At 65.4% G+C, this 19,192-nt stretch carries 15 protein-coding genes, 1 tRNA gene and 1 rRNA gene (1 of these 17 only partly in view); 11 read left to right on the forward strand and 6 right to left on the reverse strand.

Going from position 1 to position 19,192, the window contains the following annotated elements; translation table 11 throughout:
- Together rrf and RE429_RS23440 are read left to right on the forward strand one after the other, a co-directional pair.
- Positions 1-56, forward strand: a 5S ribosomal RNA gene (gene rrf / locus RE429_RS23435) (it extends 60 nt beyond the left edge of the window).
- Positions 57-139: 83 nt separating this feature from the next.
- Positions 140-216, forward strand: a tRNA-Met gene (locus tag RE429_RS23440).
- Positions 217-324: 108 nt separating this feature from the next.
- On the opposite strand, the gene RE429_RS23445 is transcribed toward RE429_RS23440, so the two are convergent.
- Positions 325-516, reverse strand: a complete 192-nt coding sequence (locus RE429_RS23445; protein ID WP_414475182.1) for a hypothetical protein — start codon at positions 514-516, stop codon at positions 325-327.
- 475 nt (positions 517-991) lie between these two features.
- On the opposite strand from RE429_RS23445, the gene RE429_RS23450 reads away from it, so the two are divergent.
- The 3 genes from RE429_RS23450 to RE429_RS23460 all read left to right on the forward strand — a co-directional run bounded on the left by RE429_RS23450 (position 992) and on the right by RE429_RS23460 (position 4,033).
- The gene (locus RE429_RS23450; protein WP_414475741.1) at positions 992-1,684 is read left to right on the forward strand and encodes a class I SAM-dependent methyltransferase; all 693 of its coding nucleotides are present in this window, start codon (positions 992-994) and stop codon (positions 1,682-1,684) included.
- On the forward strand, positions 1,681-2,826 hold the full coding sequence (locus RE429_RS23455; RefSeq protein WP_414475742.1) for a hypothetical protein: 1,146 nt from the start codon (positions 1,681-1,683) through the stop codon (positions 2,824-2,826). The genes RE429_RS23450 and RE429_RS23455 overlap by 4 nt, the downstream gene beginning before the upstream one ends.
- A 268-nt stretch (positions 2,827-3,094) precedes the next feature.
- Positions 3,095-4,033: a glycosyltransferase family 2 protein gene (locus RE429_RS23460; protein ID WP_414475743.1), complete on the forward strand. Its 939-nt coding sequence runs from the start codon at positions 3,095-3,097 to the stop codon at positions 4,031-4,033.
- A 68-nt stretch (positions 4,034-4,101) separates the two neighbouring features.
- Here RE429_RS23460 and RE429_RS23465 read toward each other — a convergent pair whose 3' ends face one another.
- Positions 4,102-5,697 carry a calcium-binding protein gene (locus RE429_RS23465; RefSeq protein ID WP_414475744.1) on the reverse strand — a complete coding sequence of 532 codons (1,596 nt, stop codon included), beginning with the start codon at positions 5,695-5,697 and terminating at the stop codon, positions 4,102-4,104.
- A gap of 830 nt (positions 5,698-6,527) precedes the next feature.
- On the opposite strand from RE429_RS23465, the gene RE429_RS23470 reads away from it, so the two are divergent.
- Together RE429_RS23470 and RE429_RS23475 are read left to right on the forward strand one after the other, a co-directional pair.
- Positions 6,528-7,136 (forward strand): sugar transferase, encoded by a 609-nt coding sequence (locus tag RE429_RS23470; RefSeq protein ID WP_414475745.1) that lies wholly within the window; start codon positions 6,528-6,530, stop codon positions 7,134-7,136.
- 54 nt (positions 7,137-7,190) lie between these two features.
- The gene (locus RE429_RS23475) at positions 7,191-8,708 is read left to right on the forward strand and encodes a lipopolysaccharide biosynthesis protein (RefSeq protein WP_414475746.1); all 1,518 of its coding nucleotides are present in this window, start codon (positions 7,191-7,193) and stop codon (positions 8,706-8,708) included.
- 13 nt (positions 8,709-8,721) lie between these two features.
- Here the strand turns inward: RE429_RS23475 and asnB are convergent, their stop codons facing one another.
- From asnB to RE429_RS23490, 3 genes are read right to left on the reverse strand one after another with little or no spacing between them, the layout of a single operon-like run.
- On the reverse strand, positions 8,722-10,656 hold the full coding sequence (gene asnB, locus RE429_RS23480) for an asparagine synthase (glutamine-hydrolyzing) (RefSeq protein WP_414475747.1): 1,935 nt from the start codon (positions 10,654-10,656) through the stop codon (positions 8,722-8,724).
- A gap of 1 nt (position 10,657) precedes the next feature.
- Positions 10,658-11,803, reverse strand: a complete 1,146-nt coding sequence (locus RE429_RS23485) for a glycosyltransferase (RefSeq protein ID WP_414475748.1) — start codon at positions 11,801-11,803, stop codon at positions 10,658-10,660.
- Complete coding sequence (locus RE429_RS23490; protein WP_414475749.1) at positions 11,800-12,993, reverse strand: glycosyltransferase; 1,194 nt, start codon at positions 12,991-12,993, stop codon at positions 11,800-11,802. The genes RE429_RS23485 and RE429_RS23490 overlap by 4 nt, the downstream gene beginning before the upstream one ends.
- Positions 12,994-13,230: 237 nt before the next feature.
- On the opposite strand from RE429_RS23490, the gene RE429_RS23495 reads away from it, so the two are divergent.
- From RE429_RS23495 to RE429_RS23505, 3 genes are read left to right on the forward strand one after another with little or no spacing between them, the layout of a single operon-like run.
- Complete coding sequence (locus tag RE429_RS23495) at positions 13,231-14,412, forward strand: glycosyltransferase family 2 protein (RefSeq protein WP_414475750.1); 1,182 nt, start codon at positions 13,231-13,233, stop codon at positions 14,410-14,412.
- A 57-nt stretch (positions 14,413-14,469) separates the two neighbouring features.
- Positions 14,470-15,696, forward strand: coding sequence for a polysaccharide biosynthesis/export family protein (locus tag RE429_RS23500; RefSeq protein ID WP_414475751.1), 1,227 nt, complete (start codon positions 14,470-14,472; stop codon positions 15,694-15,696).
- On the forward strand, positions 15,693-16,403 hold the full coding sequence (locus RE429_RS23505; RefSeq protein ID WP_414475752.1) for a hypothetical protein: 711 nt from the start codon (positions 15,693-15,695) through the stop codon (positions 16,401-16,403). The genes RE429_RS23500 and RE429_RS23505 overlap by 4 nt, the downstream gene beginning before the upstream one ends.
- A gap of 80 nt (positions 16,404-16,483) precedes the next feature.
- On the opposite strand, the gene RE429_RS23510 is transcribed toward RE429_RS23505, so the two are convergent.
- Positions 16,484-17,626, reverse strand: coding sequence for a hypothetical protein (locus RE429_RS23510; protein WP_414475753.1), 1,143 nt, complete (start codon positions 17,624-17,626; stop codon positions 16,484-16,486).
- A gap of 173 nt (positions 17,627-17,799) precedes the next feature.
- Here RE429_RS23510 and RE429_RS23515 point away from each other — a divergent pair, with 173 nt between their 5' ends.
- Entirely contained in the window at positions 17,800-19,188 is a 1,389-nt protein-coding gene (locus tag RE429_RS23515) for an O-antigen ligase family protein (RefSeq protein WP_414475754.1), read from the forward strand.
- The last annotated feature ends 4 nt before the right edge of the window (positions 19,189-19,192 follow it).

The raw sequence follows: 19,192 nt of genomic DNA on the forward strand, positions 1-19,192 counted from the left end.
CCTCAGCGCCGATGGTACTGTGTCTCAAGACCCGGGAGAGTAGGTCATCGCCGGACCTGCAAAGGACAGCACGCCTCTTGACGAAACCAAACTCCAAAAGCCCATGCCCGCAGGAGCCAGCGCTCCCGAACGGCCATGACGCGGGGTGGAGCAGCCCGGTAGCTCGTCAGGCTCATAACCTGAAGGTCACAGGTTCAAATCCTGTCCCCGCAACCAAATCCCAGATCTCGAACCAAACGCCCTCCCGCGCCACCCGCCCGGAGGGCTTTCGGCCGTCCGGACGCGCACGACGCCACAAGGCCGGCGCGATCGCCGCAGGGCCCGTCAGCCCGCGTCGCCCAGACCCCGCCGCACGCCAGCCGAACGCGCCATGAAACGCACCAGCGCCACGCCCACGATCAAAACAGCGCCCACAACAACCGACGCCGGCAAGGCGATCAGCAGCCCGAGCGGCCATAGCAGGGCCATCGTGAGAGCGCCGGAGCAGACCGCAAGAATTCCGTAAAGAATGATCAACGTCACCCGCCTCGCTGTTCATTGGGCTTCAGGCTAAGCCTACGAGCCGGAATTATCACATCCGAACCAGGGCGACTAGGACGGGGCCCCCACGAGGCAACGTCTCTCAATCGTCATGTCCGAAAAAGGGGAGGGGACCACCCTCTGGGAGGCGCAAAAAGTCGCCTTCCGCCTCCGGTTGCGGGGCTGCCCGAACCGACCGCATCGACGCTTCCGTGGGAGCAGGGGCGAAGCCGGCGCCGACATGCGGGCCCCGGGGCGGTCCGCCCCTTTCGAGACGACTAGCCCGAAATATCAGATGACACTGATCCGTCTCTCGTCGGAGTGTGATGCCGGACGTCGGAGGCACTCCGAAGGCGGCGACTGGCAGCGGAGGCAGGGTCGCTTATCCGATATCGGGCTCTGCGGCGAAGGCGCGGGCTCATACCGCTCAATCCGGGAGTAGACCCGTGCTGAACTGCGGAACCGAATGCCGATGACCCCGAGCCGCCGGAGTGAGACGGGCACGGCGGGGCAGATCCCTGGGGATCCCGCCCTCCATTATCACTATGGGGAATGGGAGATCGCACGGGATCCGGCGCATCCCAACCATGCCTTGCCGCCGATCCGCTCGGACCACCGCCGCATCCTCGATATCGGATGCGGAATGGGGCAAAGCCTCATGGCGTTGCAATTGTCCGGCGCCGTCGAAGCATGGGGAGTCGATCGCGACGCCGACGCCCTGGCGGCTGGGTCCAGGCTCGTTGCGTCCAATATCCATCTGCTCGCCGGCCAGGGCGAATTTCTCCCGTTTCCCGATCGCAGCTTCGATCTCGTGTTCTCACGCGTTGCACTGCCCTACATGGACATTTCCAGGGTTGTCGCCGAGGTGGCTCGCGTCCTTGAGCCCGGCGGCGAGTTTTGGGCCATGCTGCATCCTCCAGGCATGCTGTTGCGCCGCATTGGCCAGGATATCCGGTCGGGGGGCGTAAAGGACCTGATCTTCTGCGGCGGCATCGGCATCAACAGTCTCCTGCTCCATGTTCTCGGGCGTCAGTTCCGCATCGGAGGACGGTGCGAGACCGTCCAGACGCCGTCGGGCATGCGGCGCATCCTGACGGCAGGGGGATTGCGCCCCTTCTCGGTCTGCCGAGAGCCCCATCTGATCGTCAGGGCCTCCAAGTCATGACCTGGCAGCTTCGCCTCCATACGCTCGACATCACCGCCCGCGCCGCCATGAGGCGCGCCTACCCAGGCGGTAGGCCGGCAGGGGGCCCGGTTCACCTCTTCCTCGCCATCACCGATCACTTCGAGCCGCAGGTCCATCGGCCCGGGCAGCCCATGGCGCGCAAACGTCTTGAGCAATGGCTGCGGGAATACCCTCTCGTCGCTGGCCGGCACCGGGACCACGACGGCTTTACGCCCGCACACAGCTTCTTCTATCCATGGGACGAATATGATGAATGGGAGTTCTCCCGGTTGCGCGACCTCTGCGCGGCGGGCTGGGGAGAGATCGAATTCCACCTCCACCATCGCGACGATACCGAATCGACCCTTCGCCGGACGCTGCGTGAGGGCCTCGAGACCTTCCGGGCGCATGGCGCACTCTCGACCTGGCCCAGCGGACGCCCGGCCTGGGGGTTCATTCACGGGAATTTCGCCCTCGCCAATTCGCGCTGCGAGGGCGGGGCCAATTTCTGCGGCGTGAACAATGAGCTCGCCATCCTGGAACAGGAGGGCTGTTACGCGGACTTTACTTTCCCGGCATGGCAAACCACGGCCCAGCCTCGGCAGGTGAACAGCATCTATTATGCGGCCGGCGATCCGACATGTCCTAAATGCTACGATAGGGGTGTCGCCGCGCAGCATGGGGCGCCGCGCAAGTCGGGCCTCGTCCTCATCGAGGGACCTCTCGTGCCGCATCTGAAGCGGGGGCGAGGCGGCATGCTCCGGCCGGGAATGGACGACGGCACGCTGACGATGAACCACTGTTATCGGCGCGAGCGCTTCGACCGTTGGGTTCGGGCGGGCGTTCACGTCGAGGGGCGGCCCGACTGGCTTTTCATCAAGCTGTCCTGCCATGGGGCAGCGGACGGCGATCGCGAGGCCCTGTTGGGCCGTGATCTCGAGGCCCTCTTCTCCGATGCCGAGGCGCGCTACAACGACGGCGAGCGTTTCAGGCTTCACTACGTGACAGCGCGGGAAATGTACAACCTCGTCGCCGCATCGGAGGCTGGACTGGATGGCGAACCCGGTGCCTTGCGGGACTGGCTGATCCCGGCTCCCGACACGGTCCCGCGCCAGCGCAGCGCCGCAACGCGCACGGGGTGAAATCGGGACAGCATCCTGATCAGGGCGCTATGAAGAGCGGGCAGGAGCGGGCGATGGCGCCTTGGTCGCGAGTTGAAGCGGATGGCGCAGATAATCCGTGTGCAGGTGCGATGCGTCGCCGGCGGCGAGCGCATGCCTGTGCCCCGCACTTGCGAGCGGCCGCCGCAGGTCCGCGCAGCCGATTGTCCCGCAGCTCCGCACGGCCGGGACTGGTACGAAGCGGTCAGCGCACTATCCATGTGACACAGGGATCGCCACGAGGCTCGCCGTGTTCGTTTCTGTCGTCATACCTCTCTTCAACAAGGGCCCGCACATCGTCCGGTGTCTCGAGTCCGTTGCGTCGCAGACGCTCGCCGACTTCGAAGTCGTCGTCGTGGACGACGGCTCGACGGACGAGGGCGCAACGCTGGCCAGACGCTTTCCCGATGACCGGGTCAGAGTGATATCCCAAAAAAACAGCGGTCCCGGACATGCGCGAAACCGCGGTGTGGATAGCGCTCGCGGAGATCTCGTCGCCTTCCTCGATGCCGATGACGAATGGCTGCCGTCCTATCTGGCCGAGAGCGTTCGGCTGCTCACCGATCATCCCGAGGCCGCGACGGTCTCTTCGGGGTACTTCGAAATGCCTGGCGGCCTGCCGACGGAAAACATGTGGCGTGACCGTGGAATCCGCTCGGGCCTTCACCGTCTCGAGCCGGAGACGGCTCCCATGCTGGCGGTCCATATGCTGGCCTATATGTCGCCATGGTCGACGGTCGTGAGAATGGGCGCCTTCCGGAAGCACGGCGGATTCTATGAGAGGAACCGGTGCCTCTACGGAGAGGATGCGTTCCTGTGGCTGAAGGTCCTGCTGAACGAGCCGGTGCTGTTCAACATGGAGCCGGTGGTCCGATACCACCGGGACGCATCGCAGCTGAGCGGCAACCTGGCCGCTCCGCGTCCGGTCGAGCCGTTCCTGAGCGAGCCCGAGGAAATCGAGGCATGCTGCCCCGAAGAGCTGAAGCCACTCCTCACCAAGATCCTGGCGATTCGGGCCTACAAGACCGCTTGCGTGCTGGGACTTTGGGGACGACGGCAGCGAGCCGGCGATCTCAGGCGCCGGTTCCGCTCGCCGGGAATGCATCGCCTTCCGTATTTCTGGAGTTCGCTGATATGCGCAAGTCCGGTCGGCGCAACGCTCGGCAGGATTCTCTACGGGTTGAGGTGAGAAATCCCCGTGCTCTCCACGAGGCGGATCGTGGAGAGCACGGGGCGAGAGGACCGAGCGCGACTTGGTCAGACGACGAAGAAGTCCGAGTGGGACAGGGCGAGCCCCTTCGAAAGGGTCGCGATCTGGGCGGCGGCCCCGTGGCCGGAGCCGTCCGCATCGTAGAACAGCTTGCCCGTTCCCTTGTCGTAGATCACGTGGTCATTGGCGTCCTTCGCCTTGGTTCCCACAGTGAAGAAGGCCTTGTTCAGGGGCGCCGGGTCGCTGGTCGATCCGGCTTTGCCGAGCTTGGTGAAGACGGCGTTGTCGAGCCAGACGCTGTCTTCCCCATGCTTGAAGTCGACGATCTTGTCGATATTGGTCTTCGCGTTCGGCTTGGCGTTGAAGACGAAGGCATCCTTGCCTGCGCCGCCGGTCAGCGTATCGTTCCCCGATGCGCCGGTGAGCCTGTCGTCTCCCGATCCGCCGCTGAGCGTGTCGTTGCCCGCGCCGCCGTAGATCTTATTGGCGGCGGCATTGCCCTTGATCACGTTGTCGAGCTTGTTGCCCGTCAGGGAGATCGCGTTCGAGCCGGTAGCCGTCAGATTGACCTCGTCCGCTGCCAGCGTGTAGCTGACCTGGGTTTTCACGAGGGAAGTCGGCTGGGGCTGCGGCGCCGGGGCGCTGACGTTCCCGTCGCCCAGCGTGTAGGCGAGATATTTCAACGAGCTCGTGTATTGTTCGTTGAACTGTTTTGAACCTTCGAGCCATGCGCCGTTGACGCCGCCGGCGAAGATCTTGTCGCCGCGCTCCTTGTAGGTGGCGTCGCCGGTCATCTTGTAGACGAAGCCGAAGCCGTCGACGATCATGTTGTTGAGATCGGGCGCCGGCTCCTTGACCTCGCCCTTGGCGTTGAACTCGATGTAGTTGAAGGACTGGCTCTTCTCGTCCCAGGTATGGCTCCAGAGATAATCGACCGACTTCTTGATCGCGGCGGGAATGCGCGCATCGGCCTTGTAGTTGGTGTAGTAGTCGATCAGGGTGTCGTTGAGCATGCCGGCCATGAACGGCACCACCGCGCCGTCCGAGTTCGAGAAGTGCCAGGCGCCATCGGCCGCTTGCGCCGACAGGATCTTGTCGAGGCTGGAGGTGAGCAGCTTGTCCCAGTTGTTGCCGGCCGCGCTGGGGGCGTTGATCTGCTTGGCGTAGAGGAACGACTCCAGGGTGCGGGCCTGGATGCGCTGGTCCATCTCGGCCTTCACGTTGCCGACATTGTCGCTGTAGTAGGGCTGCGCGAAGGTGTCGGCGACGCGCCCGACGGCGGTGCGGCTGGCCTCGTCGCCGGTGGCGAGATAATGCAGCGCCACACCGGCGATCTGCGACCAATGCGCCGACGTGCCGTAGTCGTTCGCCTCAAGATAGTTCGTCCGGTAGTCGACCGCGAGGGCATTCGCCTTGGCGAGATAGGAACTGTCGCCCGTCCGGTTGTACCAGTTGTAGAAGATCTCAGCGCGGTCGTAGTAATTCGCGTCCTCCCAGGAGGAGCCATCCTCACTCCAATGCTGGGCCGCATATTTGGAAAAATTGGACTCGTATGTGCCGTAGACGCCGCCCTTCGATGCCACTGAGCTGACGGAGATTTTGGGCGCAAGGAGGGACTGAAAAGCAGGAGAAGATGTCGTCATTAGGTCTGCCCACAATGAATTGTTTTTGATGTGAATTATTTAAATTCGCGGAAAATTATTAATTTTACTGAAAACTGAACCGTCTGAGTCGCTGACTCCTTTCCCTCTAAAGCCGATCTAGTGCAGTCCGATATCCAAAACGCAGGTTTGACTCGACATGGTCCCGCGCAAAAAGCGGGCATGTCAGCGTGAGATGTGTCGTTGCAATAAGGTCAACCGGAACCGGTTGCTGCTCGGAAAAATTGGGCTCATGCCGGACTTGCGGTTCGGCGACGGCAATCTTCCGACGTGGAAGAATTGACACGCCCCAAACACCCAAGCTCAGGCTCATGGCATGGCTTTAGAGAAGGGAAATAAGGCGATATAGAGACGAGGCTCGTAGAGATTCTCGTCCGCTCAAGTTGAAGCGGGCCGCCGAGGCTTCTTATTCCTATGCGTGCTTCCGAATTATCAGAAGCGGGGCGCGACTTTGCCTGCCGGATGCGCGTCGGTCCGAGACGGTTGCACGAAAAAAGTTCCGCCGCTCACCCGATGCGCCGCCGTCTCTTTATTCCCGTTGACCGTGCGGCGGGCGCATTCTGTAATTCCCGATACTCGAGGCCGGTTTGCGGAAACAGGGGTGCGGCTCCACAGAGCGCGCTCATGCGGGGAAACGAAAGCCGGACGGTGCAACGAACAACCATCGACAAACTGAGAATATAAACCAGGGAATGAACGGGGAGCACTGAAACTTTGAGGTAAGTCGGGTGCTTACGAATTTCTCCGCAGATACCAAGCAAGCATATGCAACGCCCGAGAAGGTTTCTCTCACGCAAGCAACGGCGGCCCAGGTGTCGGAGGCCGTTGCTTCGAAGCGCGTCTACTGCCATGTGAAGAGAGCCATCGACATTGCCTTCGTCCTGCTTGCAGGACCGGCCGTCCTGGTCGTGATCGCCATCACGGCCCTGGCGATCCGGACCAGCATGGGAGGGCCCGTCTTCTACGTTCAGGAGAGGGTCGGATACAAAGGGCGGATCTTCCGAATCTGGAAGTTGCGAACGATGAAGCCCGCGCCGGAGCAGACCGGAATCGCGACCGCAATCAACGACAGCAGGATCACCCCGCTCGGACACTTCTTACGAAGTACCCATCTCGATGAACTGCCCCAGTTCTGGAACATCCTGTGCGGCGACATGACGCTGATCGGTCCGAGGCCCGAACAGGTCCCCCTGGTGGAAGCCTACCGCCGCAAGCTCCCCTGCTATGATCTGAGGCACCTCGTTCGGCCTGGGCTCACCGGCTGGGCGCAGGTTCGCTACGGCTATGCGGAAACGGTCCACGATACCCGCCACAAACTGGAATACGATCTCTACTACCTGGTGCATCAGAGTCCTTCCCTGGACCTCTGGATCGGTGCGCTCACCTTCTCGGTTCTGTGCGATCCCAAAATGGTGCGCTGACGAGGAGGGCCGGCGGGCGTACGGTTCCAGGGATCGCGACGGCAAGGGAGGAGCATGAGCAGGACGCGCCACAGATCCATCGTCAATGTGGGGATGACGGCAACCGTCGCCGTCCTCCGGGCATGCGAGGGCCTCATCACGGTCGCCTATCTGCTCAAGGTGCTGGGGGCCGAGAATTTCGGAATCTGGGCGCTGATCTCGACGATGGCCGCCTATCTCCTGGTCCTCGATCTCGGAATTGTCGGCGCCCTCGGTCGGCTCCTCGCGGGGCATCGGGGGACCGGCGACATCGAGGGCTTCAACCGGACCCTGTCGACCGCTCTCACGCTCCTCACCGGCGCCGGGGCTGTCACCTTGCTGGCGGCCGTCGGCCTGGCCGAGATCTTCCCGCTGATCTTCCATGTCCCCGACCATCAGCTCGCCGATGTCAGGACGGCCCTCATCATCGCCGGTGTCTGGGCCGCTCTCTACTTTCCCACTTCGGTCTTCGACGTCGTCCTGTGGAGCCACGAGCGCTTCGATCTCAGCAGCCTCATCGAAATGCCGATCATCGGCCTTCGTCTGAGTCTGATCCTTCTCCTGATCCATGAAGGATCACCTCTGTCGCATCTGGCCGCCATCGGACTGACGGCCAACGTCACGATGGTCACCCTGCAGGCCGCGTGCGCATGGTGGGTCGAGCCTCGCCTGAGGCCGATACCCGGCGTCATGAGCCGTGCGGCGCTCCGGGAGATCTATCCGATCGGCGTCTGGTTCTCCGCGCTCTCGATGGCGCGATCCCTCACTCAGCAGATCGGGCCGACCCTCGTCGGCCACAGCCTCGGCAACCGGGCGGTGGCGACATTTTCCATCGCCCGGCAACTCACCACCTATTGCGCCACGGTGATGCTGTCCCTGACCCAGATCGCAGCGCCGCGAGCGGCTGTCCTGTTCTTCGGGCGACATGGGGACGAGCAGAAGATCCTGTTCGTCGGGGGCGGGCGCGCCGCCACGGTGCTGGCTCTCTTCTTCGCCGGAGGCTTCCTGAGCCTGGGCGCCCCGTTCATTTCCGTCTGGCAGGGCGGACGCCAGGACGCCGCTTTCGCACCGCTGGTGGTGCTCATGCTGGGCGAGGCCTTTCCCATGGCCCAGGGGGTCACCTACAGCATCCTGACCGCGATGGGCCGGCATCGGACGCTGGCGCGGTTCGCCATGATGGAGGGCATATGCACCCTCTGCCTCGCGGCTCTGCTGATGCGGCCTTTCGGGGTTCTCGGCGTTTGCTGCGCCATCGCGGTCTCGGCGACCGTGTTCCGCGGCCTCTGTCCGTGGCTCCTCGCCTGCAGGTTGCTCGGCGTGGCGCCGTTGGCCTATCTGCGCGACGCCATCGCGCCGGTCGTCGTCTGCTGCTGCGGCGCCATTCTCCTCATCGTGATGATGACGGCCGAGTGGCCGGTTCGCGGATGGATCTCCCTGATCGGATACGGGGCGCTGTACGCGGCGCTCTACCTGCCCGCCTGTGCCTTCCTCCTCCTCGGCCGCGGGGCCCTTGCTCCCGCCAAGAGCCTCATCCACCGCCTGAGGATCTCGTAAGCAGGGTCGGCCTTCACTCCGCAGCTTCCCTGACGAGGTTGGGATCGACGGCTCCTGCCGCCGAGGCTTCCAGCCACTGATCGAGGACCAGCAGGGCATAGAGCCGCTGACTGTGGTCGCGGGCTCCGGCGATATGCTCGTCCGCGAGCCTGCGGATCCCGCTCGGATCGAAAAGGCCGAGGCCGCGCAGACGTTCGCTGCCTGCCAGACTTTCGATGCGTGGGCGCAATCCACCGCGGAACCAGGGCGCGAGGGGGACGGTGAAGCCTCGCTTCGGCCGCTCGATCAAGGGGCGCGGCAGATATCGCAGCAGGAGGTCGCGCAGGATGCGCTTGCCGCCGCGCTCGTCGACGAGATACTCGTCCGGCAGCGAAAGCCCGAACCGGACCACTGCGTGGTCGAGGAGAGGAGCGCGGACCTCGAGCCCGTGCGCCATGGAGGCCACGTCGATCTTGGGCATGAGATCATCCGCCAGATAGGTCTCAAGGTCGGCGTAGCGCATCTTTCTGAGCGGCGAGCCCGAGGCTCGCCGGAAGGCACTGCGGATCGATTGCTCCGCGTCCTGTCGCCGCAGTTCCGCGCGGGCGGCGATGCTGCGGCGATAGAGGAAGGCTGCCTCTCCCGCTCCGAGACAGCAACGCAGGGCGGCAAAGCGCGCCCCAAAATCCTCCGCGGCGAGGAAGCCCAGACCGCGTGCGAAACGCCCGATCCTTCGCGCATTCCCGAGCAGCCCCGCGGCCGTGGCGGCAGAGGCCGCCGCACGAACGGGTCCGCGCGGGATCCGGCTGGCCCAATCTCCCAGGCGGCGTGCCGTCGCGTACCATTCGTAGCCGGAAAAGCCCTCGTCGCCGCCGTCTCCGCCGAGCGCTACGGTCACGTGGCGCCGGGCCAATCCGGCGAGCGCCCAGGAGGGCAGCGCCGACGAGTCGGCATAGGGCTCCCCGAAATGTGCGACGGCCCGTGGGATCAGGCCGGTCAGGTCGCTTTCGAGACGAAGGATGTGGTGGCGGGCGCCGAGATGGCGGGCGACTTCGGCGGCCTGGTCGCTTTCGTCGTAGCTGCGTTCCCCGAAGCCGATGGAGAACGTGTCCACCGGATGCGCGCTTTGCCGGACGGCAAGCGCCGTCACGAGACTGGAATCGATGCCGCCGCTGAGCATGATCCCGAGCGGCACGTCGCTGCGAAGACGGATTCTCACCGCCGTCTCCAGAAGCTCCTCGAGCCGATCCATGGCCTGTTCATAGGAGCCCTCCAAAGGCTCCGGCTCCGCGGCAATGTCCCAATAGCGCCGCAGCACCACCGAATCCCGATGCGACATCATGACGGTCGCGGCGGGAAGCTTGCAGATGCCCTGATAGATCGTACGCGGCGCCGGGATGTAGCCGAGAGCAAGGTATCGATCGAGCGCCTCCGCGTCGAGGGCTCGCGTCCCGCCGATGCCTGCGCGCAAGGCGCCCAGCGACGACGCGAAATAGAGGCAGCCGTCTTCCATCACGAAGAACAGGGGCTTCTTGCCGATGCGGTCCCGCGCCGCGACGAGGGTGCCTTTCTCGTCGTCCCAGGCCACGAAGGCGAACATCCCCCCGAGCGCCTCGACGCATTCCTCGCCGTCCCGGGTGACGAGGCGCAGGAGCACCTCGGTATCGGACGATGTGCGGAACGTTTCGCCGTCCCGCGCCAGGGCGTCGCGGAGCTCCAGGTAGTTGTAGATCTCGCCGTTGAAGACGATGCCGCGGGTCCCGGAGCCGTCGACCATGGGCTGGCCGCCTCCGGCGATGTCGATGACGGAGAGCCTCCGGTGGGCCAGGCAGGCGCGCCCCGACGGCGAGATCCAAAGGCCCTCGCCGTCGGGGCCCCGATGGGCGAGAAGTCCGGCCATCGTCCTGACCTTGTCCGGATCCGGCCGGCGGTTCGTCGAAAGGGCGATTCCTCCCGCGATGCCGCACATGTCAGGCCTTCCTTCGAATCGCGCCGGCGTCCGCGCCGGCAACCTGCCGGTAAAGCCTCTCGTAGGCGCGCACCATGTCCGCATGACTGAACCTGTCCAGGACTCGCTTGCGCGCAACCTGGGCCATGCGGGAGCGCCCGATCGGGTCGGCAAGGAGGCCCTGGATGGCGTCTGCCAGAACCCGGGCGTCTCCCGGGGGCACGAGCACGCCGCAGCCGTCGCCGAGCAGTTCCGGCGTTCCTCCCACGGCCGTCGCCACCACGGGGGTTCCGCTCGCCATGGCCTCCAGGGCGCTGATCGACGTGCCCTCGGATAGGGACGGCAGGACGAAGACGTCGAGATCGCGATAGACGGGGGCCGTGTCGGCGAAGGTTCCGGGAAACAGAACCCTGTCGCCGAGGCCCGCGGCTTGCGCCTGCTCCCGCAGGGATTCGCGCACAGGGCCATCTCCTACGAGCACGAGCCGGGCGCCGGGGAGATCGCGAACCACGAGCGTCATCGCGTCGACGAGCAGGGCAAGGTTCTTGACCGGATCGAGCCGGGCCACGCAGCCGACGAGGGGGACATCCGGTCCGATCCCGACAGCTCCCCGTAGGAGCCCGCTCTTACCGTGCGGCGCAAAGCGCATCGTGTCGATGCCGTTGATGAGCGTGCTCACGCGGGAGGCGGGGATCCGCGCCTTGTGGACCAGGTGCTCGCGCAAGGGGGCCGACACCGCCGCGACCATGTCGGTGCGCAGACCGGCCCACCAGCGCAGCGCATCTTCGAACCACGGCTCGCCGAAAGCGAAACCGTGGGCCGTATGAACGACCGCCGGAACGCCCGCGGCCCTGGCCGCCAGGGCGGCCTTGACCCAGACCCCGTTATGCGCGTGGACGACATCGAGCGCCCGCGCGGCGAAGTGCTCCCGCAGCCCCGGATGGGGGCGAAGGAGCGGAACCGTTCCGGGGCAGGGGACGAGCGAGACCGGGATTCCGGTCCGCCGCAGGTCCTCCGCGAGATCCCCCTCGCTCTCGAGACACGTGACGCCGACGCGGTGCCCCCGCCGGGCCAGGGCCCGGGCGAGGGCGGCCGTCATCGTCTCCATGCCTCCGGTCGCGAGGGAGGGCAGGATCATCTCGATGGCGAGGGGGGCGCCCGCCGTCATGGGACAGCCGTGGCGGGCGGGCCGACAGGAGCCCAGGCCAGCATGTCGGGGCGCATCTCCGCATACAACGTCAGATGGGCGGCGACCCGGCGCTCCAGCGAGAACCGGCCGATCGCCGCCGCCCGGGCGGCGGCGGCCGTCGGCGAGCGGCCATGAGCGAGGGCGGCCTCGATGCCCTCGACCAGCGCGTCGACGTCCCCTGGCCGGACGAGTTCGCCGGAACCGGGAACGGCGAGCACCTCCGGGACCGATCCCGCCGCGGTGGCGACCACGGGCGCATCAGCCCGCATGGCTTCGAGCAGAACGTTCGGCAGCCCCTCCCGTCCGGGGCGGGACGGGAGGACGACGGCATCGACCTGGGAATAGATCGACGTCACGTTCAGGATCGTGCCGAGGAAGTGGACGCGGTCGCCGATGCCCAGCGCCGCCGCCTGCCTTTCAAGCGCCGTCCGTTCCTGCCCGTCGCCCGCGATCGCCAGGGAAACGGGCTTTCCTCGCGTACGAAGGCGTGCGACGGCCTCGATCAGGAGGTCGAGCCCCTTCTCGGGGCTGAGCCGGGATATCGCGGCAATGAGCGGCTCGTCCGCCCGGCGCAGACGGTCGAGCCGGACGGGCTCGCCCGCCGGCGGGATCGGAAACGACGCGTTGTGGATCAGCCTGAGCCGCTCTCCCGCATCCGCGAACACGCGGCGGTTCTCCTCGGACAGGACGACGAGCCGGTCCGCCCGGCGCAGCAGCGTCCCGTCGAGGCGGTTGTAGAGCCGCACCTTCCAGTTCTCATCGGTGGCGCCGTGAAAGAAGGCGATCCAGGGCAGCCTCAGGCCGGAGCGACGCAGCAGGAACAACAGGGTGGTCATGCGGTAGCCATGGGTCTGCACGATGTCCGGCTGAAATGCACCGAAAGCCCGCCGGAGCCGTCCGGGAAGGGACATGTCCAGGGGGCCGCCGTCGGGGATCACCACATGCGAAACGCCCGCCCGCTCGAGATAGCCGATGAAGGGGGATGGATCGCGCCCCGTGCGCTGGAACATGAAGATGCAAAGGTCCACTTCGTGGCTCTTCAGCGCCTGGGCGAGGGCCGCGAGCTGACGCCCGGGACCCGACACGATCCACGTGTCCATGACGGCGGCGACGCGCAGGCGGGGAGAGGCCGGCTTTGACGGAAGGACGGCGGAAGTCTCATGGGCCATCGTCGTTTGTCTCCATGGCCGTCGCGCGGGCGAGGATACCGGGGGCTCTATCGGCAGGATTGCCCGGGAGCCGGCGCGGAACGCGCGTCGGCAGCATGTCGGCGCATGATGGTCAGCATGTCGCCGTTCATGATGTTGCGCGTGACATGGCCCGGCAAGGCGCAGGGTCGGCAATTGCGAGGTATCTTGCTGTTCCTGCGACACAGCCTATCTGGCTCAACCATTGTTGGGGAAACGATGATCGAGCTGGTCTTCTGGGCGTGCGTCGTCCTGATCCTCTATCACCATGCCGGATATCCCATCGCCATCCGGGCGATCGCGGCGGGGTGCGGCCGGAGGCCACCCGTCCCGGCGGCGGATCCCGCCGTTTCGCCTTCGGTCACGATCATCGTTCCGGCCCACAACGAAGAGGCCGTGGTCGCGGCCAAAATCCGCAACCTTTCTCAGCTCGACTATCCGCGCGACCGGTTGACCATCGTGCTGGCTCTCGACGGCTGCACCGATGGGACCGCGGCCATCGCGCAAAGCTTTGCAAGGAGGACGGCAAGGAGGACGGACGGTCTCGATCTGCGCATCGTCGAGCATGCCAGCAACATCGGCAAGGTGGCTGTGCTCAACGAGCAGATCGGCAAGGCCCGTTCCGATCTCATCGCGCTCAGCGACGCCTCCGCGCTTCTCGAACCGCAGGCCCTGTCCCGGGCGGTCCGTCATTTCGGGAGATCCTCCGTCGGCGTGGTCTGCCCGACCTACGCGCTCGTCCGCCCCGGCAGCGAGGGAGAGCGGGCGTACTGGGCCTACCAGACACGCGTGAAAGCCGCCGAAGGCAGGCTCGGCGCACCGATGGGCGCGCATGGATCCTTCTATCTTTTCAGACGGGACATGTGGGAGCCGCTCCCGCCGGACACGATCAACGACGACTTCATTCTGCCGATGCGGATCGTGCTGCGGGGATATGATGGCGTCTACGATCCGGGCATCGTCGCGACGGAACTGGAGACCAGCTCCGCGCGGCAGGATTTCCGCCGGCGGATCCGCATCGGCGCGGGCAATCTCCAGCAGGTCCTGCGTCTTCCCGGCCTTGCCGATCCGCGCCGGCCCGGGATCGCTTTCGCGTTTGTGTCCGGCAAGGCCTTGCGCGCGTTCATGCCCTTCCTCCTGCTGATGGCCGCCGCCCTCCTTCCGGTTCTCGCGATGCGGGAGGGTGGTTTCTATATCCCGGCATCCGCCGGAGAGGCCGTGATCGGCGCGGCAGCCCTCGCGGGCTATTTCGGAGTACCCAGGACGATGCCTCGCCACGCCCGGTGGGCGGGCTATTTTGTGCAGGGTCATGCAGCGGGATTCATCGGAGCGCTGATCCTGCTCTGCGGCTTGCAAGGGCTGGCATGGAGGGTGTCGGCTGCCGCCAAGGCCAAGGCGTGAGGGCTCGCACATCACGAGCCGGTCTGGATGACGATGACGTCTTAGAAGTAACGCGAGATGAGTGACCGCATGTGCCGTCTGCCTCTTCTTACCGTTCTGTTGTGTCTCTGCGTTCCGGCATGGTCTCAGTCCTCGCCAGCGCCGCCCGCGTCCGGGCAGGATAGTGCCGATGTCGCGAATGCCGAGAAGCTCGCCTTGAGATTTCCCGGAAATCCGGAGATGAGCGGCGATTACCGGATCGGGGCCGACGGCACGATCTCGATCCCGCTCCTGGGTCGCATGCCGGTCGGGGGCATGTCCTCGGCCCAGCTCGAGGATGCTCTCTCCAAACGGCTGGAGCAGATGACGGGGCGGCCGAATTCCGTCACCGTCGAGATCGCCGCCTACAAGCCCGTCTTCGTGACCGGTCTCGTGACACGCTCCGGAGCGATCCCTTGGTATCCCGGCATGACCGTGCTCCAGGCGGTCGCCCTTTCGGGCGGGCTGTTCCGCGCAACCGGCCCCACGATCGGCGGACCCGCGGCCGGCGATGCCGAGATGGCTCGCTATCGCCGCGCCGTCGAAGATCGCAAGCAGGCTCTTGCGTCCCTTGCGCGGCTGCAGGCGGAACGCGAGAATGCGACGGACATTCAGGTTCCTCAGGCTCTGGTCGCGATTGCAGGACAGAGGGAAGCGCAGGATCTCGTCGCCGCGCAAAAGAACCTCCTGCTGACGCGGCAGAGATCGTTGTCGAACCAGGTGGCGACGCTCAATCGCGGCATGGAGCTCGCGGCGCAGGAACTGGAGGGCTTGCGCGAGCAAGGCAAGCGCGTTGCCGAACAGCTTCAGATGCGGCGTGAGGCGCGTCAAAAGTTCGAAGAGTTGCAGCAAAGGGGAGTCGTGATCGCGCAGCGCGCCTTCGAAGAGGACATGAAAGTCTCGGAGCTGGAGGAAAAGACCGCGAACGTAGCGGTGTCGACCGCGCGCGTGCAGGCGACGATCGCCGCCATGCAGCGGGACTCCGTCGCCCTCACCGAGGAGCGCAAGGCATCCATCGAGGCCGAGATCGATCGCCTTCAGAAAGAGACGGCTCAGCTTGCGGACGAGGCGGCGGCGGCGCGTCAGGCCTACAACACGATCGCGGGCGCCTCTCTCGAGGCGGAGCGCGGCGACAAAACCGAGATCGTCTATTCGGTGGTGCGCCACGGGGACGCGGGAGAGACGACCGAAACGGCAGGCCAGTCCACGCCGCTGAGGCCCGGCGATGTGCTGGTCGTCTCTCAGAACTTCAAGGAGGGGGAATGATGCACGGAACGCCCCCGCCGGGACAGAGCATGGACGGTTCCCGCATCAGAGCCGCCGAGGAGACGATCCTCGCGCTGAGGCGGGCGGAAGCGCGCACCATCGCCTTCGCGGCTCCCGAACCCGTCTCCGGCACGAGTGCTTTCGCGGCACTTGCCGCAAGCGTTCTGGCGCGCTCCGGGCAGCCGACGCTGCTGCTCGACATCTCGAAAGGCGTCCAGGAAACTCCTGTCGAAGCGGCTTGGGCGCCGGGCCGGGAAGAGCCGAAGATCGTCATCGCTTCGCCGCAGAACGACTTCGCGCGCCTGACCGTTCAGGCCGACCCGGATGTCCGCTTTCTCTTCGACAACACCCTGTGGTTCAGAAGGGTTCTCGACAACGATCTGGCGTCCTACGACACCATCGTCCTCGACCTCGCTCCTCTGTTCGAGAGGCCGGCGGATACGGTCAATCCCTTTGCCGTGGCGGCGGCCTGCGATGCTCTCGTTCTCGTCTGCCGAAGAGGAACAGTCGCGAAGGAGAAACTCAGGAACGCGGTGGACATGGCGCGCGCCACGGGCGGCAAGCCGTTCGGCATCGTCATGACGCAGGGTGGATATGTCTCAGCCGGGGAAGAGATCGCCCGCACGCTGCGCAGAATGTTCTTCTTCGCCCCGTGGCTTGGGAAGCGGATCGGCCGGAAGGCGACGGCAAGCGGCATCCTCGGCTGACGTCCGCACGATGGGCTGTTCTATCATGGGAGCATCGGATCCAATCCCCAAGGCGGATGCCATTTTTCACGTCCGATGCTCTAACGCTTCGCTTCAGCCCGTTCGCGGAGGGATGCGTATCTGTAGGATGTCGTATATTGCTGATTGAACTGTTTTGAACCTTCGAGCCATGCGCCGTTGACGCCGCCGGCGAAGATCTTGTCGCCGCGCTCCTTGTAGGTGGCGTCGCCGGTCATCTTGTAGACGAAGCCGAAGCCGTCGACGATCATGTTGTTGAGATCGGGCGCCGGCTCCTTGACCTCGCCCTTGGCGTTGAACTCGATGTAGTTGAAGGACTGGCTCTTCTCGTCCCAGGTATGGCTCCAGAGATAATCGACCGACTTCTTGATCGCGGCGGGAATGCGCGCATCGGCCTTGTAGTTGGTGTAGTAGTCGATCAGGGTGTCGTTGAGCATGCCGGCCATGAACGGCACCACCGCGCCGTCCGAGTTCGAGAAGTGCCAGGCGCCATCGGCCGCTTGCGCCGACAGGATCTTGTCGAGGCTGGAGGTGAGCAGCTTGTCCCAGTTGTTGCCGGCCGCGCTGGGGGCGTTGATCTGCTTGGCGTAGAGGAACGACTCCAGGGTGCGGGCCTGGATGCGCTGGTCCATCTCGGCCTTCACGTTGCCGACATTGTCGCTGTAGTAGGGCTGCGCGAAGGTGTCGGCGACGCGCCCGACGGCGGTGCGGCTGGCCTCGTCGCCGGTGGCGAGATAATGCAGCGCCACACCGGCGATCTGCGACCAATGCGCCGACGTGCCGTAGTCGTTCGCCTCAAGATAGTTCGTCCGGTAGTCGACCGCGAGATCGCCTGCGCGCTTCAGGAGCGTATCGTCCCCCGTTCGCGCCCACCAGACATAGAAGATCTTCGCCCGGTCGTAGTAATTCGCCGCATCCCAAGCGTGTCCGTCGGAGCGCCAGTGACGCTCCGCGAAAACGCGGAAACGGTTCTCGTAGCGCTGGAAGGGCTCGCCGAGAATCGTCGTCTCCTGGACGGAAAGGGCAGGGCCCGCCGTGCGAAGAACCGTGTCACGCACGTCGCTGGCCCGTCGGGAGCTGCCGTCCTTCTGCGCAACGGGGGAATCGCTGCCGGTGTCGGCGGCTCGTGCGCGCTCGGCCGCGGCCGGCGCCGCCGCGCAGAGGAGCGCCGTCACGGCCAAGGTCGGGACTGCGTTTCGGCGCATACCTATTCGGGATCGGCGGTCAGGACCAATAATCGCCTCGATCTTGGCGCCGAAATCGTTTCCCTTATATGCCATGGGGCATCCATCCAGTCGGAAAGCGGTGACGCTGTGTGGGACTACCTTGAATTCTCCCGCGGAAAATCAAGCGCGGCATTCCGTGCCGTGGAGCGCGGATGTCGATAATCGCCCGCTTCTGGCCGATCCCTGCCGCCATTCTCGCCTGCGTGGCCGCGTCCCTGCCATGGCTTGTGACCTCGTCGCCATTCGCGCCCCTGGCGATCGCCGTCGGCCTCGTTGCCCTGCTGGTCGCCATTCAGTGGCCGCTGCTCGTGTGCATCGGCTTCGTTGCCTTTTCCCTCTTTCGTCTCCACGAGGCCTATCCGATCCTGTTGCCGTTGCAATTGCCGCTCGGCCTGGCGGCGCTCACGGCCATCGCCTTGGCCTGCAACGCCCTTGCCGGGCGCATCGAGGCCGTTTGGCCCGTCGAGATCCGGCTCTTCCTCGTCTTCTTCACCCTTGCGACCGTAGGCAGCGTCTTCGCCCTGAACCCGAAGCTGTCCTTCGAGTTCTGGAACGAGGTCTACGTCAAGATCGGGTTGATGACGCTCGCACTGACATGGCTCACGCGGACAGAGGAGGATTTCGACCTTGTCGCACGGGTGATCGCCATCAGCGGGTTGCTGGTGGCCGCCGTCGCAATCCGCAACAAACTCGACGGCACCGATCTCGTCGAGGGCACCCGCGTGACCATCGGCCTGCAGATCAAGTCGGCCCTGTCGGACCCGAACGATCTCGCATTCCTGCTGCTCACGACCTTGAGCTTTTCGATGGCCCTTCTGACGGGCGGGACCGGCTGGACGAACAGGATCATCGGGGCCGCCTGCGTGCCGGCGGTTCTCGTCGCGATCGTCTACACGCAAAGCCGGGGCGCCGTCCTCGGGGTTCTCGCGGTCTTTGCCGTCTACGGACTTCGTTTCGTGCGCTCGAAGGCGGCCCTGGTCGCCGCCGGCATCATCGGGATCGCGGCGCTCTATGTCGCAATGGGGCTCTCCGAACGCATGTCGCGCGCGGCCCCGGGCGTCGGGCTGGATCCTTCCGCCGCGGGCCGGCTGGACTTCTGGATCACGGCCCTGAAGGCCGCGCTCCTGCGCCCGGTCACGGGAGTCGGGCTCGCGAACTTCTCGTGGTTCAACTACCTCGAGACCGGCCAGGACATGACCACACACAACACGTGGCTGCAGGTTCTGGCGGAAGTCGGCATTCCGGGTTTCGCCGTGTTCGTCCTCATGATCGCGAGCGCGTTTCGCACGAGCCTGCGCGCGCACCGCCTTCTGAGCGCGGCGAATGTCCGCTCTCGGGTGCAGCCGGTGGCGTATGGCCTGGTGGCCGCCATCGCGGGATTCTGCGCATCGGGCAACTTCCTGTCGCAGGGGTTCACGTGGTCGATCTATGTGCTCGTCGCCCTTGCCGCCGCGGTCGGGCGATATGTGGACGAGACCGTTCCGGCACCGGCGCCGCATCGTGCAAGCGTCGACGGCGGCATGGTGGCGCAGCGAGGGTGAGGGC

Source organism: Microvirga sp. M2 (genome assembly GCF_047497095.1).
GTDB lineage: Bacteria > Pseudomonadota > Alphaproteobacteria > Rhizobiales > Beijerinckiaceae > Microvirga.

Coding starts and splice junctions, on each gene's coding strand:
- RE429_RS23450 (WP_414475741.1), top strand. CDS start 992: ATGACCCCGAGCCGCCGGAGTGAGACGGGCACGGCGGGGCAGATCCCT.
- RE429_RS23455 (WP_414475742.1), top strand. CDS start 1,681: ATGACCTGGCAGCTTCGCCTCCATACGCTCGACATCACCGCCCGCGCC.
- RE429_RS23465 (WP_414475744.1), bottom strand. CDS start 5,697: ATGACGACATCTTCTCCTGCTTTTCAGTCCCTCCTTGCGCCCAAAATC.
- RE429_RS23475 (WP_414475746.1), top strand. CDS start 7,191: ATGAGCAGGACGCGCCACAGATCCATCGTCAATGTGGGGATGACGGCA.
- asnB (WP_414475747.1), bottom strand. CDS start 10,656: ATGTGCGGCATCGCGGGAGGAATCGCCCTTTCGACGAACCGCCGGCCG.
- RE429_RS23485 (WP_414475748.1), bottom strand. CDS start 11,803: ATGACGGCGGGCGCCCCCCTCGCCATCGAGATGATCCTGCCCTCCCTC.
- RE429_RS23490 (WP_414475749.1), bottom strand. CDS start 12,993: ATGGCCCATGAGACTTCCGCCGTCCTTCCGTCAAAGCCGGCCTCTCCC.
- RE429_RS23495 (WP_414475750.1), top strand. CDS start 13,231: ATGATCGAGCTGGTCTTCTGGGCGTGCGTCGTCCTGATCCTCTATCAC.
- RE429_RS23500 (WP_414475751.1), top strand. CDS start 14,470: ATGAGTGACCGCATGTGCCGTCTGCCTCTTCTTACCGTTCTGTTGTGT.
- RE429_RS23505 (WP_414475752.1), top strand. CDS start 15,693: ATGATGCACGGAACGCCCCCGCCGGGACAGAGCATGGACGGTTCCCGC.
- RE429_RS23510 (WP_414475753.1), bottom strand. CDS start 17,626: ATGCGCCGAAACGCAGTCCCGACCTTGGCCGTGACGGCGCTCCTCTGC.
- RE429_RS23515 (WP_414475754.1), top strand. CDS start 17,800: ATGTCGATAATCGCCCGCTTCTGGCCGATCCCTGCCGCCATTCTCGCC.